General features: G+C 67.4%; 21 protein-coding genes. 13 read left to right on the top strand and 8 right to left on the bottom strand.

The annotated features are described in order from the left end of the window. The first annotated feature begins 243 nt into the window (after window positions 1–243). The 6 genes from CCR84_RS01975 to CCR84_RS01950 all read left to right on the top strand — a co-directional run bounded on the left by CCR84_RS01975 (window position 244) and on the right by CCR84_RS01950 (window position 3,743). Window positions 244–1,128 (top strand): TetR/AcrR family transcriptional regulator, encoded by an 885-nt coding sequence (locus CCR84_RS01975; protein WP_201209260.1) that lies wholly within the window; start codon window positions 244–246, stop codon window positions 1,126–1,128. Window positions 1,129–1,234: 106 nt separating this feature from the next. Next, window positions 1,235–1,786, top strand: a complete 552-nt coding sequence (locus CCR84_RS01970) for a YkgJ family cysteine cluster protein (RefSeq protein WP_201209259.1) — start codon at window positions 1,235–1,237, stop codon at window positions 1,784–1,786. Between the two features lie 169 nt (window positions 1,787–1,955). Next, a complete protein-coding gene (locus CCR84_RS01965; protein WP_201209258.1) occupies window positions 1,956–2,273 on the top strand; it encodes an ArsR/SmtB family transcription factor in 318 nt (105 codons plus the stop codon). Window positions 2,274–2,280: 7 nt separating this feature from the next. After that, complete coding sequence (locus CCR84_RS01960) at window positions 2,281–2,715, top strand: YeeE/YedE family protein (RefSeq protein WP_201209257.1); 435 nt, start codon at window positions 2,281–2,283, stop codon at window positions 2,713–2,715. 10 nt (window positions 2,716–2,725) lie between these two features. Then, window positions 2,726–3,166: a DUF6691 family protein gene (locus tag CCR84_RS01955; protein WP_201209256.1), complete on the top strand. Its 441-nt coding sequence runs from the start codon at window positions 2,726–2,728 to the stop codon at window positions 3,164–3,166. Between the two features lie 199 nt (window positions 3,167–3,365). Further along, a complete protein-coding gene (locus tag CCR84_RS01950) occupies window positions 3,366–3,743 on the top strand; it encodes an OsmC family protein (RefSeq protein ID WP_201209255.1) in 378 nt (125 codons plus the stop codon). 29 nt (window positions 3,744–3,772) lie between these two features. Here CCR84_RS01950 and CCR84_RS01945 read toward each other — a convergent pair whose 3' ends face one another. The 7 genes from CCR84_RS01945 to ubiB all read right to left on the bottom strand — a co-directional run bounded on the left by CCR84_RS01945 (window position 3,773) and on the right by ubiB (window position 12,847). Further along, window positions 3,773–4,390: a flavin prenyltransferase UbiX gene (locus CCR84_RS01945; RefSeq protein ID WP_201209254.1), complete on the bottom strand. Its 618-nt coding sequence runs from the start codon at window positions 4,388–4,390 to the stop codon at window positions 3,773–3,775. Further along, complete coding sequence (locus tag CCR84_RS01940; protein ID WP_201209253.1) at window positions 4,383–4,940, bottom strand: Gx transporter family protein; 558 nt, start codon at window positions 4,938–4,940, stop codon at window positions 4,383–4,385. The genes CCR84_RS01945 and CCR84_RS01940 overlap by 8 nt, the downstream gene beginning before the upstream one ends. Window positions 4,941–4,946: 6 nt before the next feature. Then, window positions 4,947–5,321: a NusG domain II-containing protein gene (locus CCR84_RS01935; RefSeq protein ID WP_201209252.1), complete on the bottom strand. Its 375-nt coding sequence runs from the start codon at window positions 5,319–5,321 to the stop codon at window positions 4,947–4,949. Further along, the gene (rapZ, locus tag CCR84_RS01930; RefSeq protein WP_201209251.1) at window positions 5,321–6,175 is read right to left on the bottom strand and encodes an RNase adapter RapZ; all 855 of its coding nucleotides are present in this window, start codon (window positions 6,173–6,175) and stop codon (window positions 5,321–5,323) included. Before rapZ ends, CCR84_RS01935 begins: the two co-directional genes overlap by 1 nt. Window positions 6,176–6,233: 58 nt before the next feature. After that, complete coding sequence (locus tag CCR84_RS01925; protein WP_201209250.1) at window positions 6,234–9,110, bottom strand: ATP-binding protein; 2,877 nt, start codon at window positions 9,108–9,110, stop codon at window positions 6,234–6,236. Between the two features lie 5 nt (window positions 9,111–9,115). After that, a complete protein-coding gene (locus tag CCR84_RS01920; protein ID WP_201209249.1) occupies window positions 9,116–10,591 on the bottom strand; it encodes a high affinity choline transporter 1 in 1,476 nt (491 codons plus the stop codon). 708 nt (window positions 10,592–11,299) lie between these two features. Beyond that, window positions 11,300–12,847 (bottom strand): ubiquinone biosynthesis regulatory protein kinase UbiB, encoded by a 1,548-nt coding sequence (ubiB, locus tag CCR84_RS01915; protein WP_201209248.1) that lies wholly within the window; start codon window positions 12,845–12,847, stop codon window positions 11,300–11,302. Window positions 12,848–13,002: 155 nt separating this feature from the next. Between ubiB and argS the strand changes: the two genes are divergently transcribed. The 7 genes from argS to ubiT all read left to right on the top strand — a co-directional run bounded on the left by argS (window position 13,003) and on the right by ubiT (window position 19,596). Continuing rightward, window positions 13,003–14,769, top strand: a complete 1,767-nt coding sequence (gene argS / locus CCR84_RS01910; protein WP_201209247.1) for an arginine--tRNA ligase — start codon at window positions 13,003–13,005, stop codon at window positions 14,767–14,769. A 13-nt stretch (window positions 14,770–14,782) separates the two neighbouring features. Then, window positions 14,783–15,391, top strand: a complete 609-nt coding sequence (locus CCR84_RS01905; protein WP_201209246.1) for an SPOR domain-containing protein — start codon at window positions 14,783–14,785, stop codon at window positions 15,389–15,391. 13 nt (window positions 15,392–15,404) lie between these two features. Further along, entirely contained in the window at window positions 15,405–16,052 is a 648-nt protein-coding gene (locus CCR84_RS01900) for a thiol:disulfide interchange protein DsbA/DsbL (protein ID WP_201209245.1), read from the top strand. Between the two features lie 155 nt (window positions 16,053–16,207). Beyond that, a complete protein-coding gene (locus tag CCR84_RS01895) occupies window positions 16,208–16,969 on the top strand; it encodes an SDR family oxidoreductase (RefSeq protein ID WP_201209244.1) in 762 nt (253 codons plus the stop codon). A 114-nt stretch (window positions 16,970–17,083) separates the two neighbouring features. After that, window positions 17,084–18,097, top strand: a complete 1,014-nt coding sequence (ubiU, locus tag CCR84_RS01890; RefSeq protein ID WP_201209243.1) for a ubiquinone anaerobic biosynthesis protein UbiU — start codon at window positions 17,084–17,086, stop codon at window positions 18,095–18,097. A 135-nt stretch (window positions 18,098–18,232) separates the two neighbouring features. Beyond that, the gene (locus CCR84_RS01885) at window positions 18,233–19,147 is read left to right on the top strand and encodes a U32 family peptidase (RefSeq protein WP_201209242.1); all 915 of its coding nucleotides are present in this window, start codon (window positions 18,233–18,235) and stop codon (window positions 19,145–19,147) included. Next, on the top strand, window positions 19,144–19,596 hold the full coding sequence (gene ubiT, locus CCR84_RS01880) for a ubiquinone anaerobic biosynthesis accessory factor UbiT (RefSeq protein ID WP_201209241.1): 453 nt from the start codon (window positions 19,144–19,146) through the stop codon (window positions 19,594–19,596). Before CCR84_RS01885 ends, ubiT begins: the two co-directional genes overlap by 4 nt. A 497-nt stretch (window positions 19,597–20,093) precedes the next feature. Here ubiT and CCR84_RS16330 read toward each other — a convergent pair. Next, window positions 20,094–20,311: hypothetical protein (locus CCR84_RS16330; protein ID WP_207186182.1), on the bottom strand; the 218-nt coding region annotated here is incomplete at its 5' end.

Genomic DNA, 20,311 nt, shown 5'->3' with positions numbered 1-20,311 from the left:
GATCGGAGCGGCGAAAACGCAGTCGCTGCCTCATTCTTTGGTCTCCTCACATGCGTTCGATGTGGATGGGGACGGCCGTTGCAACGGCTCTTTTCCCCGTGCTTGCCGAACTTTCCCGGCAATGTGGCGCCACTTTAAAGACAACAAACTAAGTTGTCAAACGATCGTTCAAATAATTAGTGATAGAATGGCGGCACCGATCGATGGTGATCGCCTCCGTTCCCGGACAGGAAAGGCTCAAGGATGGACACGCAGCGGCAAACACTCCCCACGAACACGGACAGCGAAACGGCAATCCTCGAACTGGCGCGCCGCGAACCTGAACTCGGCCAGGCTGCGGTGTCGCGCCGACTCGCCGAGCAGGGACTGCGCATCTCCGCCTCGGGCGTTCGCTACATCTGGCAGAAGCACGACCTGGAAACGGCGGTGAAACGCCTGCAGGCACTGGCGAGCGAGTCAGCCGACGGGGTCGCTGCGCTGACCAGGAACCAGCGCAAGCTGCTAGAACGGCAGTCGGTCAATGCCCGCCTGCGCCGCCCGCGCGGGTCGCGCGGCAAGCAGGACGGCGCCGCCCTCGATCGCAGCGCGATCATCGTCGACGCGGCGGCCGAACTGTTCAGCAGCCAGGGCTACGATGGCACCTCGATCCGCGACATCGCGGCCAGGGTCGGACTGCTTCCCGGATCGATCTATCACCACTTCCCGTCTAAGGAGGAGATCTACGTCGCCGTGCACCGCGAAGGCTTCCGCCACGTCCTCGAACGGATCCGCGCCGCCAGTGCAGGAATCACCGACCCGTGGGAACGCCTGCGCCGCGCCTGCGAGATCCATGTGCGCGAAATGGTCCAGGGTTCGGCTGTCGACCGCATCACGGGCACCAGCCTCGCCCTCGTCGGCCACGAAAGCGTGCTCGCGCGCGTGCAGGTCTTCCGTAACGACTACGAGCAGGTCTTCCGTGAACTGGTGAATGAGCTGCCGCTGCGCCCGGGCGCCGACCGCTCGCTGTTACGGCTGTTCCTGCTCGGCGGCTTGAACTGGGTGCACCTGTGGTACCGCGCCGGCAAGCGGACGCCGGAGCAGATCGCCGCGGCGATGGTCGACATGCTGCGCACCGGGGTGGAGGCGTAAAACTCCGGCGCGCAGGATGCAACGCTCGCCGCCACCCAATAGCTCGCGCTGCGCAGCCCGCACGCCTTTGCGATAATCCGCTGAAAGACCCCGGAGCCTTCCCCTCGTGCCACAGACCCTGCCAGCCGCCCTCTCTTCGCTGCACGCCGAGATCGACGCGCGCGTCAGCGCGATCCGCAACGAACGTCAGGACTGGCCCTGCGGCAAGGGCTGCGACACCTGCTGCCAGCAACTCGCCGAAGTCCCGCAGCTGACGGCGCCCGAATGGGAACTGCTGCGCGCGGGACTCGCCGCGCTGCCGGCGGCACGGCGCGAGTCGATCGCGCGTGCGATCCGCGAACTCGCCGCCGCTGAATCCACGCGCGCTGCCGCCGGCATTCGCGAGCGGCGCCGCGTCGCCTGCCCGCTGCTCGACACCGAGAGCGGCGCCTGCCCGGTCTACGCCCAGCGTCCGGTCGCCTGTCGCAGCTACGGCTTCTACGTGCAGCGAGAACTCGGCCTGTACTGCGCGGACATCGAGCAACGGGTCGCCGGCGGCGACTTCGCCGACGTGGTCTGGGGCAACCACGACGCGATCGACAGCCGACTCGCCAGGATGGGCGAGAGCCGGCCGCTGACCGAGTGGTTCGCTGACTACGGGATCGCCAGCCCGGCCTAGCGCCCCTGCCCGCTGAGCCACGCGGCGCACGCTGCGCGCGAGCTTTTAGCGCCAAACCGACCTGCCGCCATACCTTCGCCACGCGCAGCCGCTCGATCCGAGGCAATCAATATATTTCCAAATATTATATCTTACGATATAATTTTCCCGTTCGCCGATCCCGACCCCCATGAATGCCACCCCCCTGAACATCGACGCGATGCGTGCCGCCGCCGCGCAGGCGACTTCGGTCCTCAACGTCCTCGGCAACGAGAACCGCCTGCTCCTGCTCTGCCAGCTGAGCAAGGGCGAGAAATCGGTCGGCGAACTCGAGGAACTGCTCGACCTGCACCAGCCGACCCTGTCGCAGCAACTCGGTGTGCTGCGTGCCGAGGGTCTGGTCGAGACGCGGCGCGAAGGCAAGCGGATCTACTACTCGGTCGCCGACCAACGCGTGCTCGCCGTGCTGCAGGCGCTCTACGCCATCTACTGTCCGCAAGAGGATTGAAATACCGATGAACATCGACTGGATCAATTTCACTCCGTACAGCGCGCTCGCCGGCGGCCTGCTGGTCGGCCTGGCTGCCGCGCTGATGCTGCTCCTGAACGGGCGCATCGCCGGCATCAGCGGTATTGTCGGCAGCCTGCTGCAGCGCCCGCGGGGCGGCGACTTCGGCTGGCGGATCGCCTTCCTCGCCGGCATCGTCGCTGCGCCGCTGCTCTACTCGTTGGTCGCGCTGCTGCCCGAGGGGCGCATCGAAACCGGCTGGGGCCCACTGATCCTGTCGGGGCTGCTGGTCGGCTACGGCACGCGCCTCGGCTCGGGCTGCAGCAGCGGTCACGGCGTCTGCGGCCTGTCGCGCCTGTCGGGACGCTCGCTGGTGGCGACCCTGACCTTCATGGGTGCGGCCTTCCTGACCGTTTTCGTGACCCGCCATCTCTTTGCCTGAGGAAACACGCATGAACGTGCTCACTGCACTGCTCGCCGGGCTGGTCCTCGGCTTCGGACTGATCGTCTCCGGAATGGGCAACCCGTCCAAGGTGCTGGGTTTCTTCGACCTCGCCGGCGCCTGGGACCCCTCGCTGGCCTTCGTCATGGCCGGAGCGATTGCCGTCGGCGTCGTCGCCTTCCGCCTGGCGCGCGGCCGTACGCGTTCGCTGCTCGGCGAGGCGATGCAGCTGCCGCGCGCGCAGGACATCGACCGGCGTCTCGTCGTCGGCAGCGCGCTGTTCGGTTTCGGCTGGGGAATCGCCGGCATCTGTCCCGGTGCGGGTTTCGTCCTGCTCGGTGCCGGCTCCACCCAGGGCGCCGTCTTCATGCTGGCGATGCTGGCGGGAATGGGCCTGTTCCAGCTGCAGCAGATGCGTCCACAGGCAGCCGCCTGCGCGACGAATGCCTGATCGAAACGCCCAAGGCAGAGCAGTTGGCCACGAAATGCACGAAAAAAACGAAATCGTTCATTGGGTTCGACGCAGAGTGGAAAGAACCCGATCGGTTAGACACTGAACTACCGCAACCCTATGTTTTGTTTCGTGGCTTTCGTGTTTTTCGTGGCTGAAAAGACGTTGTGAGGATCGTTTATTTCTTGAGGAGCGCAACATGTACGCAGTGAAGGTCGACAGTTCCCCGGTGATCAAGGTCACCACCGCCAAGCACGAAGTCAGCTATGCCGTGAATGGTTCGCTGATGAACCCGCTCGAAGGCTTCTACGCCACCCTGGCCGGCTGTGCCGGCGTCTTCGCCAAGAAGGCGTGCAAGGAGATGGGGATTTCGCCTGACGGAATCAGCATCGACTGCAAGCCTTTCGCCGGGCCCGGCGGTCCGCTGACCCTGGCCAAGTTCAAGACCGAGGTGCGCTTCCCCGAAGGTTTCTCCGCCGAGCAGAAGGCCAGGGTCCTCGACGCGATCGCGAACTGCGCGGTCAAGGAGATCGTCGCGATGGGTCCGGAAATCGCCTTTAGCGTCACCGAGGCCTGATCGGCCTTCCCGCCGCCAGGATCGGAGGATCAGGCGGCGGGCCCCTCCTCGCCCCAGCGCCGCAGCAGCGCATGCGGCACGCGCAGCTGGTCGAGGATGCGCGCAACGACGAAGTCGACGACCTCGGCGACGCTCTGCGGCCGCTGGTAGAAGCCGGGGTTGGGCGGCAGGATGACGGCGCCGGCGCGCGACAGGCGCAGCATGTTTTCGAGGTGGATCGCCGAGAACGGCGTCTCGCGCGGCACCAGCACCAGCTTGCGACCTTCCTTGAGGACGACGTCGGCGGCGCGTTCGATCAGCTTGTCGGCGAGGCCTTGCGCGATCGCCGCCAGGGTACCCATCGAGCACGGGCAGATCACCATCGCGTCGGGCGGGTTCGAGCCGCTGGCGACCGGCGCGAACCATTCCTCACGCCCATAGACCTCCAGCCTACCCGGCAGCGCGGAATAGCGTTCGCGCAGCAGTGCCGCGACCTCGGCCGGGCGCGACGGCAGTTCGAGGTCCATCTCCTGGCGGGCGACGATCTGCGCCGCCTGCGAATAGAGCAGCTGGACGCGGCAACCGGCCGCGAGCAGGCACTCGAGCAGGCGGATCCCGTAGGGCATTCCGGACGCGCCGGTGAGCGCGAGGCAGACGGTTTCAGGCATGGGAGGCTCCGGAAGCGGTGGGCGGCGCGCCGCTGCTCTCGCCCTCGCTTTCGGCGAGCAGGCGCGCGGCAATCAGGCCGTTGATGATACCGAAGCCGAGCGCAGCGACGAAGAAGAAAGGCGCCAGGTAGAAAACACCGTTGTGCGGGATCAGCCACAGCCGCGCCAGCAGCAACTGGCTGCCGATGTGTGCGAAGGCCGCGAAGATGCTCCAGCTCACCGGGCCGAACCAGCGCCGCGGCAGGCGGTACGCGAAGGCCAGCACGACGAGACTGCCGACCGCTCCGGAGAGGCTCAGGAAGAAGCCGGGCGCGAGAAACTGCCCGAGCATCAGGCCGCCGGCGACAACGCGCAGCGCGCTCACCCAGGCCGCCGTGCGCCAGCCGTAGCGCGCCAGCACGATCATGGTGACGATGTTGGCGAGCCCCGGCTTGACCCCCGGTAGCGGCAGGGGGATCGCCGCGTCGATCAGCGACAGGCCGACCGCCGCCGCCGCCAGCTGCGCGATGCGGTGGTCCTCGGGCGTCGTCGCCAGCGTCAGTCGGCTCATGCGTCCTCAGTAATTGAGCGAGTCATACGCCTCCCGGCTGCCCTTCACCTGCACGCTGACCTGATTCGGCGCGCACAGCGCGATCTCGCCTGGGCGCTGCAGCCAGCCCTGGCGCACGCAGTACTGGCGCGGACCGGGGTCGGAGACGACGCGGACGCGCCGCCGTTCGACGGCGATTGTCGTCGTCCCGAGCGGACCGGGAACCTCGATGCGCTGCTCGCGGCCGAGGTCGAGTTCGGCGAAGACCTTACCGCCGGCGCGAACGATCGCCTTTTCGGCGACGCCCGCCTGCCAGGCGAGCGGGAACGAGACGGCGACGAGCGCGGCGCCGGCGGCGGCGACCAGCCAGTCGCCGGGGCGCACGAAGGCGAGCCAGGACATCAGGCGGCGCCGAGCGGCGTGACCTGGCGGTGACGGACGAGGACGCGGGCGCGGGCGCGGAAGGCGCGGCCGAGCCACTCGGCGAGATAGACCGAGCGATGCTGGCCGCCGGTGCAGCCGATGGCGACGGTCAGGTAGTTGCGGCTGTCGGCGATGTACGAGGGCAGCCAGTCGGCAACGAAGCGCGCGATGTCGTCGCGCATGCGCAGGACCTCGGGCTGGCGTTCGAGGTAGTCGGCCACCGCCGCGTCGCGGCCGGTCTGCGGGCGCAGGACTTCGTCGTAGTACGGGTTGGGCAGGCAGCGGACGTCGAAGACGAGGTCGGCGTCGAGCGGGATGCCGTGCTTGAAGCCGAAGGACTCGAAGAGCAGGGTCAGCCCCTGGCCGGGTTCGGCGGCGACGAACTGGCGCACCCACTCGCGCAGGGCGTTCGGCTTGACGTCGCTGGTATCGATGTGGTGCCCGAGCGCCGCCAGCGCTTCGAGGCGCGCTCTTTCCTCGACGATCGCCTCGGCCAGCGTCCGCTCGCCGAGCGCCAGCGGATGCCGCCGGCGCGTCTCGGAATAGCGCTTGAGCAGGGTTTCGTTCCTGGCGTCGAGGAAGAGGAACTGCACGTCGAGTTCGGTGCTGCGCAGCGCCTCGAGTTGCCGCGGCAGCATGGCGATGCTGTCGCCGCCGCGGATGTCGATGGCCACCGCGAACTTGTCGATTCCCTGGCGCGCGAGTTGCTCGACCAGCGCCGGCAGCAGCTGCAGCGGCAGGTTGTCGACGCAGTAATAGCCAGCATCCTCCAGGACGTGGAGGGCGATCGACTTGCCGGAGCCGGACAGCCCGCTGATGAGGACGAGGTGCATGGCGGCGAGAATAACGGAAGCGCGCGCCGCTGGGCAAGCCCGCGCGCGCCAGCCGGATTCAGGAAGCCTGCTCGGGCAACCAGCGCGCGATCAGCGCGCGGATCGCGTCGATCTCGTAGGGTTTGGTCAGGAGATCGTCCATGCCGCAGTCCAGCGCCTGCCTCCGACGTTCCGCGAAGGCATCCGCGGTCAGGGCGACGATCGGCAGCGGCTGCCGCCCGTTCTCCTGCTCCCACGCGCGGATGCGCCGGGTCGCCGCCAGGCCGTCGAGCACAGGCATCTGGATGTCCATGAACACCAGATCGACCTCTGCGCCGCGCGTCACCGCGTCGACGGCTTGCTGGCCGTCCTCGGCTTCGCTGACCTCAAGCCCCATCTTCACCAGCATCGCGCGCAGCAGCATGCGGTTGACACGGTTGTCGTCGACCGCCAGCACGCGACCGGAAAAGCGCAGCGCCGGTGCCGACTTCTCCGTCCGGCAGGGGAGCTCGCACTCCCGGCAGTCCGTGGCCGAATCGACCCGCTCGACGCGGACGCGGAACCAGAAGCGGCTGCCCTTGCCTTCTTCGCTGGCGACCCCGACGTCGCCGCCCATCAGGCGCGCCAGGCTGCGCACGATCGACAGGCCCAGTCCGGTACCGCCGAACTGGCGCGTCGTCGAGCTGTCGGCCTGCGAAAACGTGTTGAAGAGCAGCGGCAACTTGTCGGCAGCGATGCCGATGCCGCTATCGGCGACGGCGAACTCGAGCACGGCAAAGCCGCCGCTGCGCTCGATCTCCCGGGCTTCGACGCGCACCTGGCCGCGCACGGTGAACTTGATCGCATTGCCGACGAGGTTGGACAGCATCTGCTTCAGGCGATGCGCGTCACCCTTGTAGCGGCAGCCGCCGGCGCCTTTCCAGCGCGCCCGCAGGCTGATCCCCTTCGCCTGTGCGCCAGCGGCAAACAGCGCCTCGACCTCCTGCAGCAGCACGCCACCATTGAACTCGGTCGACTCCAGCGTGACCTTCCCCGCTTCGACCTTGGACAGGTCGAGGATGTCGTTGAGCAAGCTCAGCAGCGTCCGCCCCGAGCCGATGATCACCCTGGCGTAGTCGAGGCGTTCGCTTTCCTTGAGTCCCGGCTCCAGCAGCAACTGCGCCATGCCGAGAATGCCGTTCATCGGCGTGCGGATCTCGTGGCTCATCGTCGCCAGGAAATGGCTCTTGGCGCGGTTGGCGCTCTGCGCCTCGTCGAGCGCGACTGCCAGTTCCAGCGTGCGCGCCTCGACCAGGGCCTGCAGCTTGTCGCGATGCTGTTCGAGTTCGCCCGCCAGGCGCAGGCGTTCGGTGATGTCATAGACGATGCAGAGCAGGTATTGCCTGCCGTCCCATTCGATGCGGGTCGCACTGACCTCGACCGCGTAGGTGCTGCCGTCCTTGCGCCGGTAGAGGGTCTGGAAAAGCGTCCCCTGCGTGCCGACCGCGCGAATCTCGGCGGGCACTTCTCCCGGCGTGGTATCAGCCGACCAGTCCGAGACATGCAGGCGCAAGGCCTCTTCGTTGCCGTAGCCGAGCATCTCGGCGAACTTGCGATTGACTTCGAAGACGCTGCCGTCGTCGTTGAGGACGACGAGTCCTTCGCGCAGGTGTTCGAACAGCGCGCGGCGGCGTGACGCCTCGGCGACGATCGCCGCCTCCGCCTGACGCTGCTGCTGCTCCTTCGCGGCCAGCGTGTCGACCAGTCCGTTGAAATGCGCGGCCAGGCCGGCGATCTCGTCCTTCGCGCCGAGCGGTCCGATGCGCAGCGAGCGATCGCCGTTGCGCACGGCGCTCATGGCGTCGGAGATCTGGCCGATGCGGCGGGTGATGGCGCCCGTGCTGCGCAGGTTGACCAGCGTCAGCGCGAGCAGGGTCATCGCCAGCAGGGCGGCGACACTGCCGAGCAGGATCAGTCGGTCGCGGACATACGGCGCGCGCGGGAAGCCGGTGCAGAGCATGCCGATGCGCCGGGCATCACCGTCGCCGATGGCCCGGCAACCGGAGATCTGCGGGACGTCGAACTCGATGCCCGGGTTGGCGAAGGCCCCCCCGCGCACCAGGACCTCGGCGCTAACTTCGGGGCTGGCGCGGCTACCGAGCGCACGCTGGCCGTCAGCCGAGCGGAGATTGGTGGCCACGCGCACGTCGTCGAGGAAGATGCTGGTCGTTCCTGCGTCGAGCCTGACCCGATCGTCGAGTGGATAGACGACATCGCGGATGCGGTCGATCAGTGCTGAATTCCGGTTGAGCAGGATGCCGCCGACGACGACGAGGTTAGGATAGCGTCCGGACAAGGGGAGATGCGTGGCGAACTGGATGAGCAGGCCGCGCTCTTCGGCGCCGCCCGCGCTGTCGGCAGCCGGCGACAGATCGATGCGCGCCCGACTCGCCAGTTGCGGCGAGATGGTCCTCAGTTCGGCGGCGTTCAGGATCTCGTAGGCGCTGGCGGGAATGCCGGCACTGGCCTGCCTGAACACGAAGCTGTCGGGCAGGCGCGCACCCGCCTCGCTTCCCGTGCTCGAAGCGATGATCTTCCCGGCTTCGTCGGCGACGATCAGGAAATCGTAACCCTCGCTATCGGCCTTCAAGGACAGCAGCTGATCGAGCGCCTCGCTGCGACCCTTGCCGGCGAGATGGGCTGCGAGCAGCTGCGGCAATTCCGCGCTGCTCATCTGCCTGAGGTGCGCCACTCCACGTTCGCTGACCTGGTCGAGGTAGTTGTGCGCGCCGTTGGCCTTGTCGAGCGCATTGGTGGCCAGGAGGCGCGCGAAACTGGTTCCCCCCAGGGCGACGAGGATGGCGATGATCAGCGGAAACGCGACCAGCAGGGGGGTCAGGCTGAGCGCCACCAGTCGGGTGCGCAGGGAACCCAACCACCAGTCCCGCCACCGGGAGAGCACGCGAGCCGCTAACATGAACTTCACATTTCCGGATGGCGCGGCAGCGGCTCGGCGAGATGCCGCTGCCGGTCGGGCTCGCCCCGCGGCAGCCGGCCGACCCGTTGCGCCAGCAGCGATCCGGCGACCATGCCGAGCATGCTCACCGCCAGGCCGAGCAGTTGCGGCGGCACCAGACTTTCGTCACCGACCAGCACCTCGAGCAGCAGCCAGGAGACGACGCCGCCGCCGACCGCCGCCAGCGCCCCCTGCGTCGTCGCGCGCTTCCAGAAGGCGCCGAAGACGAGCGGGACGAAGACACCGACGAGGGTGACCTTGTACGCGCTTTCGACCATCTGGAAGATCGAGGCGTTGCTGGCGAGCGCGACGACGAGGACGACGCCGGTGAAGCCGACGATGGTGAAGCGCATCAGGCGCAGGAAGGCGCGGTCGCTGATGCCGGGGTAGAAGCCGCGCACGATGTTCTCGGAGAAGGCGACCGACGGCGCCAGCAAGGTCGCCGAGGAGCAGTTCATGATCGCCGCCAGCACCGCACCGAAGAAGATCGCCTGCGCGAACAGCGGCGTGTACTGCATGACCAAGGTCGGCAGCACGCGTTGCGGGTCGGACTCGATCAGCGCGCCGAACTGCTCGGGAGCGATCAGTGTCGCCGCGTAGGCGATGTACATCGGCACGAAGGCAAAGCAGAAGTAGAGGGCGCCGCCGAGCAGCGAACCCCAGATCGCGACCTTGGCGCTCTTCGCCGAGGAGATACGCTGGAAGACGTCCTGCTGCGGGATCGATCCGAGCATCATCGTCAGCCACGCGGCGAGGAAGGCAAGCCACTCGGAGAGCCTGGCCTCGGGGAAGAAGTCGAGCTTGCCGGCCGCCGCCGCGTGCTCGACGACGACGACGACGCCACCGGTCATCCCCGACACCAGCCAGGCGATGAACAGCATGCCGCCCATGACCAGGCCCATCTGCACGAAGTCGAGCACCGCCACCGAGAGCATGCCGCCGAAGGTCGTGTAGGTGAGGACGATCGCCGCGCCGAGGATCATCCCGGCCTCGACCGGGAGGGCGCCGTCGGTGACGACGTTGAGCACCAGCCCGAGCGCCTTGATCTGCGCCGACACCCAGCCCAAGTAGGAAACGACGATGCACAGCGTGGTCAGCACCTCGACCGTACGGTTGTAGCGGCCGCGGAAAAAGTCGCCGAGCGTGAGCAGGTTGAGCTTGTACAGCATCAGCCCGTAGAAAAGACCGGCCAGCACCAGGCACAGGCTCGCCCCGAACGGGTCGGCGACGACGCCGCGCAGGCCCTCCTCGACGAAGGTCGCCGAGACGCCGAACACGGCTTCGGCGCCGAACCAGGTCGCGAAGACGGTCGCGGTCACCACGGGCAGCGGCAGGCTGCGCCCGGCGACCGCAAAATCCTTGGCGTTATGCACCCGCGTCGCCGCCCAGAGGCCGACGCCGACCGAAGCAACGAGGTAGAAGGCGACGAACCAGACGAGCATAGGATCTTACGTTAACGTGAAAATGCGAGGGGATGAGGCCGCAGCCCGGATCAGCAACTCGTCATCGCGAGCCCGCAGGGCGTGGCGATCCAGTGCGTAGGGCTGGTATCGGCTTGCCCGTGGATGGCTGCCAAGGGTGAGGAGACGGAAGAGCGAACTGGATTGCCACGGCGCTGCGCGCCTCGCAATGACGGCGGTGCCAGCAGTGCATGGAGAGGGGCCGAGACCGTAACCGTCATCGCGAGCCCGCAGGGCGTGGCGATCCAGTGCGTAGGGCTGGTATCGGCTTGCCCGTGGATGGCTTCCAAGGGCGAGGAGACAGAAGAACGAACTCGATCGCCACGGCGCTGCGCGCCTCGCAATGACGGCGGTGCCAGCAGTGCATGGAGAGGGGCCGAGACCGTAACCGTCATCGCGAGCCCGCAGGGCGTGGCGATCCAGTGCGTAGGGCTGGTATCGGCTTGCCCGTGGATAGCTTCCAAGGGCGAGGAGACAGAAGAACGAACTCGATTGCCACGGCGCTGCGCGCCTGGCAATGACGGAAGCGAATGGATGCGTTTCATGCTCTGGTGTGGCGCAAGTCGCCATGGCTGTTAACCCGGCTTTTAATTCACCACCCTCCGTTCGGGCTGAGCCTGTCGAAGCACGGTGCGGGCAACGCCCTTCGACAAGCTCGGGGCGAACGGAGGAACAATATTCAAGTCCCGGTCAATAAGCATGAGGCCCCCACAATGCCAGGACCAGCAGCGCCGCGAGCAGCAGCGCGATGACGCCGAGCAGGGTGTTCTGCCGACGCTGGCTGGCGGCGATGTCGGCGAGCAGCGGGGACGGATCGGCGTGCTGCGGCCTTTCCAGCGACTGATGCACGAGGCGCGGCAGGGCCGGCAGTGCCTTCGCCCAGTACGGCGCCTCGCGCTTGACGCCGTCGACGAAGGCGCGCCAGCCGATCTGCTCGTGCATCCAGGTTTCGAGGAAGGGTTTCGCCGTCTTCCACAGGTCGAGATTGGGGTCGAGCTGGCGGCCGAGTCCCTCGATGTTGAGCAGGGTCTTCTGCAGCATCACGAGCTGTGGCTGGATCTCGACGTTGAAGCGGCGCGAGGTCTGGAACAGGCGCAGCAGAACCTTGCCGAAGGAGATGTCCTTCAGCGGCCGGTCGAAGACCGGCTCGCAGACGGCGCGGATCGCCGCCTCGAACTCGTCGATGCGCGTGTCGGCCGGTGCCCAGCCGGCCTCGACGTGGGCCAGCGCGACGCGCTTGTAGTCGCGGCGGAAGAAGGCGAGGAAGTTCTGCGCCAGGTAATTCTTGTCGACGTCGGTGAGCGTGCCGACGATGCCGAAGTCGAGTGCGATGTAACTGCCGTGATGCGCCGCGTCGGTGGCGACGAAGATGTTGCCGGGATGCATGTCGGCGTGGAAGAAGCCGTCGCGGAAGACCTGCGTGAAGAAGATTTCGACGCCGGCGCGCGACAGGGCCGGCAGGTCGATGCCGGCCTCGATCAGCGCGTCGGTCTGGCTGATCGGGATGCCACGCATGCGCTCCATCACCATCACCGTCGGCGTGCACAGGTCCCAATACACCTCGGGCACCTGCAGGATCTTCGAACCGGTGAAGTTGCGCCGCAGTTGCGAGCAGTTGGCGGCCTCGCGCATCAGGTCGAGTTCGTCGTAGAGGTACTTGGCGAACTCGGCGACCACCTCGCGCGGACGCAGGCGGCGGCCGTCGGACCAGACCTTTTCGAGCAGCGCGGCGAAAGTGTCGAGCAGCCCGAGGTCGTGCCTGATGACGCTGCGCATCGCCGGGCGCAGGATCTTGACGGCGACCTCATGGCCGCCGTCATCGGGGCGCAGCTTCGCGAAATGCACCTGCGCGATCGATGCCGAGGCGACCGGCGCCGGGTCGAATTCGGCGAAGACGGCGGCGGCCGGTCGCCCGTAGGCACGCTCGATTTCGGCGAGTGCCAGCTCGGACGGAAACGGCGGCACCCGGTCCTGCAGCTTGGCCAACTCGTCGGCGATGTCGGTGGGCATCAGGTCGCGCCGCGTCGACAGCACCTGGCCGAACTTGACGAAGATCGGCCCCAGCGCTTCGAGCGCGAGACGCAGGCGCACCGCGCGCGGTGCCGAGAGTTGGCGCCAGAAGAAGAAGGTCCGCGACAGCGCGGCGAGGCGACCGCTCGGCTCGTGCTCGAGGATCATCTCGTCGAGGCCGTAGCGAATGGAAACGCTGAGAATCCGGATGAGGCGGAAGAGACGCATGGGCTATGGACGCTGCGCCGACCGGGTCGGAAAAAAGGCCGGGCGCACGGGGTCGTCGTTCGGAAGGAAGGCGAGAGTTTAGCCCGAATACGCTGCCCACTGCTGCGCGTATAATCGGCGCCTTGCCAAACTCCCGATTGCGGCCAAGAATCCCGATGAGTCAAGAAATCAAGCTTCACCTCGCCGACTTGCTGCGCACCGCGCTTGCCAGCGTCGCCCCCGGAGAAACCGGCACGGCAATCGTCCTCGAACGGCCGAAACAGGCTGCGCACGGCGATTTCGCGTGCAACATCGCGATGCAGCTGGCACGCGCGATGAAGCGCAACCCGCGCGAACTGGCGCAGCTCCTGCTCGGCGAACTGCCGGCATCGCCCTACGTCGCCAAGGTCGACATCGCCGGCGCCGGCTTCATCAACTTCCACCTGCTGCCGGCGGCCAAGCTGGCCGCGGTGAAGAGCGCGCTGGCCGCTGGCGAGGCCTTCGGTCGCTCGACCGTCGGTGCGCGCCGCAGCGTGCAGGTCGAATTCGTCTCGGCCAACCCGACCGGCCCGCTGCACGTCGGCCACGGCCGTGGCGCCGCCTACGGCGCCAGCTTGGCGAGCCTGCTCGCCTTCGCCGGCTGGGACGTCACCCGCGAATACTATGTGAACGACGCCGGCCGGCAGATGGACATCCTCGGCGTGTCGACCTGGCTGCGCTACCTCGAACTCTGCGGCGCGCCGGTTCCCTTCCCGCCCAACGGCTACCAGGGCGACTACGTCCGCGACATGGCGCGGCAGATGCTCGCGGCGCACGGCGAGCGCTTCGTGCGCAAGGCCGACGCCGTGCTGGCCGGCGTGCCGCCACTGCCGGCAGCCGGCCGTGCCGACGACGAGGCCAAGCGCGAGCGCGAACTGCACCTCGACGGTCTGATCGGCCAGGCGAAGGCGCTGCTCGGCGACGACTGGCCCTACGTGCATGCGCATGCGCTCAACGAACAGCTCGCCGACTGCCGCGACGACCTGCAGGAATTCGGTGTGCACTTCGACGTCTGGTTCTCTGAGAAGTCGCTGTTCGACACCGGGCTGGTCGCACGCTGCGTCGAGCGCCTCGAAGCCGCCGGCCACGTCTACCTCCAGAACGGCGCGCGCTGGTTCCGCTCGACCGCCTTCGGCGACGAGAAGGATCGCGTCGTCCAGCGCGACAACGGCCTCTACACCTATTTCGCGTCGGACATCGCCTACCACCTGAACAAGTACGAACGCGGCTTCGAGCGCATCATCAACGTCTGGGGCGCCGACCACCACGGCTACATTCCGCGCGTGAAGGGCGCGATCGACGCGCTCGGCCTCGATCGCGACCGGCTCGAGGTGGCGCTGGTGCAGTTCGCCGTGCTCTACCGCAACGGGCAGAAGGCCTCGATGTCGACGCGCTCGGGCGAGTTCGTCACCCTGCGCGAACTACGCGGCGAGGTCGGCAACGACGCCTGCCGCTTCTTCTACGTGTTGCGCAAGTCCGACCAGCACCTCGACTTCGACCTCGACCTCGCCAAGAGCCAGTCGAACGAGAATCCTGTCTATTACATCCAGTACGCGCATGCACGCGTCTGCAGCCTGCTCGCGCAGTCGGGCAGCGAGACCGTGCCGCTGCCGACCGACGCCGACCTGGAAGTGCTGAGCAACCCGCGCGAAGTGGCGCTGGCCTCGCGCATCGGCGAGTTCCCCGAGGTCATCGAGGCCGCCGCCGCCGACCTGGCGCCACACGCAGTCGCTTTTTACCTGCGCGAGCTCGCCGCCGACTTCCACAGCTATTACAATGCCGAGCGCATGCTGGTCGACGATCCGAAGCTGCGCGCGGCGCGCATCGCGCTCGCCGCCGCCGTCGGCCAGGTGATCCGCAACGGCATGGCGCTGCTCGGCGTCAGTTGCCCGGAATCGATGTAGGAGAAGCCCGACGATGAGTCGCGACCTGAAAAAACCGCGCAGCAGGCAACCGTCCACGGCGCGCAAGTCGTCGGGCGGGACCCTGCTCGGCCTGTTCATCGGGCTGGTCCTCGGTGTCGTCATCGCCGCCGGCGTCGTCTGGTACATCTACCGGACGCCGACGCCGATCACGACGACGGCGCAGACATCGCCGTCGGACAAGGCAGCCGAGCAGCCGGTGACGCCGGCGCCGCTGCCGGGCAAGCCGGGAGAAGCGGTGCCGCCGGCGAACGACAGGCCGAGCTTCGACTTCTACAAGATCCTGCCCGGCGGCGGCGAGCCGGGCGTGCAGGAAGCACCGGCCGAGACCAAGGGCAGCGAAGCCAAGCCCGAGAAGGACAACACGCTCAGGGAGCCGACCTTCCTGCAGGTCGGTTCGTTCCAGAACTCCGGTGACGCCGACAACCAGAAGGCGAAGCTGGCGATGAACGGGATCGAAGCCTCGGTCCAGCAGGTGATGGTGCTGGACAAGGTATGGTACCGGGTCAGGATCGGCCCATTCACCAGGAACGACGAGCTCACGCGCATGCGTGGCGACCTGGCCCGGATGGGCTTCGACGCGGCGATCGTGCGCAAGGATTGAGGAGGAAAGACCGATGAAGCGGATGCAGACGATGGTGAACTGGCTGGCGGGACTGCTGCTGGCCTTGAGCGCGACGCTGGCGCTGGCCCAGGGACAACTGACGCCGGGGCGCGACTACGCGCCGATCGACCCGGCACAGCCGACCGACAACCCGGCGAAGATCGAGGTGCTCGAATTCTTCTCCTACGGTTGCCCGCATTGCAAGGACCTCAATCCGCTGCTCGACAAATGGATCGCCAACCAGCGCGCCGACGTCGTCGTCCAACGTGTCCCGGTGTCGTTCGGCCGGCCACAGTGGGCGAACCTGTCGAAGCTCTTCTATGCGCTCGAAGCAACCGGCGATCTCTCCCGTCTCGACGGCGCGATCTTCGCCGCCCTGCACGACAAGGGCCTGCGCCTCTACGACGAGCGCAGCATCAAGGAATGGGTCGCCGCGCAGGGCGTCGACGCGAAGAAGTTCGCCGACGCCTTCTCCTCGTTCGGTGTCGCCAGCAAGGTGCGTCGCGCCGACCAGATGGTACAGAGCTACCGCATCGACGGTGTTCCGGCGCTGACCGTCGAAGGACGTTACCGCGTCGTGACGCAGGGCAACCTCGAATCGCTGCTGACGCAGACCGACCGCATCATCGCCAAGGCGCGCAGCGAGAAAGCCAGGAAGTAACTTTCGCGGCTCACGCCGCTCCCACGAAAAACCCTGACGGCATCGCCCTGTCGTGGGAGGGCCGCAAGGCCCGAATCGGGGACGGCGACGCTGCCTTTTCACGGTAAGCAGCTGCGTAGTTCGGGTTAACGCAGCGTAACCCGACAAGTAATTCTATGAAGATATTCATCACCGGCGCCTCGTCCGGAATCGGCGAGGCGCTGGCCCTGCATTACGCGTCGCCCGACACCGTCCTCGGCCTCGTCGCGCGCCGTGAACACGTCCTGCACGGCCTTGCCGACCGCCTGCCGGGCACCACCGCCTGCTACCCGCTCGACGTCGCCGACGCCGATGCCCTGAGCCGCGCCGCTGCCGACTTCATCGCCCGCCACGGCGCCCCCGACGTCGTCGTCGCCAGCGCCGGCGTCTCGGTCGGCACCTTGAGCGAACACGCCGAGGACGTCGCCGCGCTGCGCCGGGTCATGGACATCAACGTCCATGGCATGGCGGCGACCTTCTCGCCCTTCATCCCGGCCATGCGCGCAGCGCGCCGTGGCCGCCTGGTCGGCATCGCCTCGGTCGCCGGCATCCGCGGCCTGCCGGGCGCCGAAGCATACAGCGCGTCGAAGGCGGCGGCGATCGCCTACCTCGAAAGCCTGCGCCTGGAAATGCGCGGATCGGGCGTGCGCGTGGTGACGATCTGCCCCGGCTACATCGCGACGCCGATGACCGCGATCAACCCCTACCGCATGCCCTTCCTGATGCCGGCCGACGAAGCCGCGCGCCGCTTCGCGCGCATCATCGCGCGCGGCGACAGCTACGCGGTCGTCCCTTGGCAGATGGGCGTCGTCGCCAAGTTCCTGCGCCTTTTGCCGAACCCGCTCTACGACCGCCTCTTCGCCAAGGCGCCGCGCAAGCCGCGCGGACTGCCCCTGTAAACGCGCAGCGGCGCAGCCGACAGCGCCCGGGCAGGCTTCCCGCAATTGACCGAAATCAAGCAGCTACGGCGCGCGCGGGCTATACTCTCGTGCTTCGCTTGACGAGAACTGCCAATGCTCAGCCAGAAACTCCCGGAGCTTGTCTGTCCTGCCGGCAGCCTGCCGGCACTCAAGGCCGCCGTCGATAACGGTGCCGACACCGTCTATCTCGGCTACCGCAACGACACCAACGCACGCAACTTCGCCGGCCTCAACTTCGACCTGAAGGGGATGACCGACGGCATCCGCTACGCGCAGTCGCGCGGCCGCCACGTGCTGATGGCGATCAACACCTTCGCCCAGCCCGGACGCCTCGCCGACTGGCAGCGCGCCGTCGACGGCGCTGCCGACGCCGGCGTCGATGCGGTGATCCTCGCCGACGTCGCGCTGCTCGACTACGCCAGCAAGCGCCACCCGAACCTGCGCCTGCACCTGTCGGTCCAGGGTTCGGCGACCAACTACGAGGCCGTGAACTTCGCGCAGCGCGAATTCGGCGTGCGCCGCGCCGTGCTCCCGCGCGTGCTGACGCTGGCGCAGGTCGAGCACGTGATCAAGAACACGACGGTCGAGATCGAGGTGTTCGGCTTCGGCAGCCTGTGCGTGATGAACGAGGGTCGCTGCTGGCTGTCTTCGTACGCCACCGGCGAGAGCCCGAACACCGTCGGCGCCTGCTCGCCGGCCAAGTACGTCAAATGGGAAAAGGGCGCCGGCGAGATGTCGACGCGCCTCAATGGCATCCTGATCGACCGCTTCAGCGACGACGAGCCGGCCGGCTACCCGACGCTGTGCAAGGGCCGCTACGAAGTGAATGGCGAGACCTACTACGCGATCGAGGAGCCGACCAGCCTCAACGTGCTCGAGATCCTGCCCGAGATCGTGCGCATCGGCGTCGCCGCGATCAAGGTCGAAGGCCGCCAGCGCAGCCCGACCTACGTCGCACAGGTGACGCGCACGCTGCGCGCGGCACTCGACGCGTTCGGCCGCGAGCGCGAGCGCTTCTCGGTCAAGCCGGCCTGGCAGGCCGAACTGGCCAAGGTCTCCGAAGGCTCGCAGGCGACGCTCGGCGCGTACAACCGCCCCTGGCGCTGACGCCGGCCGGCGCGCGGACCTCCGCCGCGCGCCGTGCCCTGCATGTGGCCGGACGGCCCCCCCGCCGCCGGCCCTGCCCAGACTCCATCAGAACATCCGTCGCCCGCGCGGCGACGGCACTCAAAGAAGCCACCGATGAAAATCGCCCTCGGACCCCTGCTCTACTTCTGGCCGAAACAGGAAGTGCTCGATTTCTACGCCGAGATCGCGCAAAACCCCGCAATCGACATCGTCTATCTCGGCGAGGTCGTCTGCTCGCGGCGCCAGCAACTGCGTCTTGCCGACTGGATCGGCCTGGCGCGCGACCTTTCCGACGCCGGCAAGGAAGTCGTCATCTCGGCGCAGGCGCTGCTCGAATCGGAAAGCGACCTGAAGGCGCTGCGCCGGCAGATCGAGGAACTCGGCGACCGCTGCATGATCGAGGCCAACGACCTCGGTGCGGTGAGCCTCGCCGGCGGCAAGCCCTTCGTCGCCGGTCCGCACCTCAACATCTACAACGAAGGCACGCTCGCGACCTACGCGCGCTTCGGCATGAAGCGCTGGGTACCGCCGCTGGAAGCCACGCGCGCGCTGATCGAGACGGTGCACGCCTCGCGTCCGGCCGGCGTCGAGACCGAGGTCTTCGCCTTCGGCAAGCTGCCGCTCGCGTTCTCTGCGCGCTGCTTCACCGCGCGCCACTACGGCCTGAACAAGGACGACTGCCAGTTCAAGTGCATGGAGCACCCGGAAGCGCTGACGCTGAAGACGCGCGAAGGGCAGGCCTTCCTCGCACTCAACGGCATCCAGACGATGTCGGCGCAGAGTTACAATCTGCTCGCCGAAGTCGGCGACATGCAGAAGATGGGCATCGACATCCTGCGCATCAGCCCGCAACCGAAGTACACTGCCGAGATCGTCGCCGCCTTCGACGCCGCGCGCAAGGGCCAGCCGGCACAGTCGCGCGCCGAATGGAACCCCGACGGACTCGTCGACGGCTACTGGTTCGGCGACGCTGGCATCGCCGCGCGCCACCAGGCCGCGCTCAATCAACTGCAAGGAGCTGAAGCATGAGCACGCTACCGACCATCCCCCGCTTCAAGCTGCCCGGCATCGTCGCCGCGATCAACAGCCGACTGCCGCAATGGCCGCACGCGGTCGCGCTGACGACCGCTCTCAACGCCGCGGCGAAGATGAAGCTGCTGCCCGAAGACAGCCTCTCGCAACTCGAAGGCCGCCACTTCTTCGTGCGCGTGAACGACACCGGCGGCGAGGCGCGCTTCACCTACCGCAACGGGCTGTTCCGCCCGCTGTTCGCCGCCAGCGGCGCTCCCGATCTCTCCTTCTCGGCCAACCTCTCGGCGTTCCTGCAACTGCTCGCCCGCCAGGAAGACCCCGACACGCTGTTCTTCAACCGCGAGCTGTCGATCGAAGGCGACACCGAGCTGGGCCTGATCGTCAAGAACATGCTCGACGCGATCGAGTTGCCGCAACTGCCGCAGATCCCCGCGTTCCGCCGCTGAAAATCAAGGCCACGAAAAGCTCTCCCGCAGCAGCTACCGTGGGAGGGCAGTGAAGCCCGAATCAAGGACGCTTCGATGCCGTCATTGCGAGGCGCGTAGCACCGTGGCAATCCAGTTCGTTCGCCAAGTTTCGCTACCCTCGCCAACCCGGGCGCCCAGATAGCAGCCCTACGCACTTGATCGCCACGCCCTCCGGGCTCGCGATGACGTGGTGCTGATCTCGACGCACGCTCACGACATCGGCCTGTCGTGGGAAGGCCGTAAGGCCCGACAAGGACGCTTCGATGCCGTCATTGCGAGGCGCGTAGCGCCGTGGCAATCCAGTTCGTTATTCCAGTTTCGCGGCCTCGCCAACCCGAGCGCCCCGATAGCAGCCCTTGCACTGGATCGCCACGCCCTCCGGGCTCGCGATGACGTGGTGCTGCTCTCGACGCACGCTCACGACATCGGCCTGTCGTGGGAGGACCGTGAGGCCCGACAAGGACGCTTCGATGCCGTCATTGCGAGGCGCGTAGCGCCGTGGCAATCCAGTTCGTTATTCCAGTTTCGCTGCCCTCGCCAACCCGGGCGCCCAGATAGCAGTCCTTGCACTGGATCGCCACGCCCTGCGGGCTCGCGATGACGTGGTGCTGATCTCGACGCACGCTCACGACATCGGCCTGTCGTGGGAGGGCCGTGAGGCCCGACAAGGACGCTTCGATGCCGTCATTGCGAG

Source organism: Rhodocyclus purpureus, from assembly GCF_016653115.1.
GTDB lineage: Bacteria > Pseudomonadota > Gammaproteobacteria > Burkholderiales > Rhodocyclaceae > Rhodocyclus > Rhodocyclus purpureus.
This window is presented reverse-complemented; position numbering and strand designations above follow the sequence as displayed.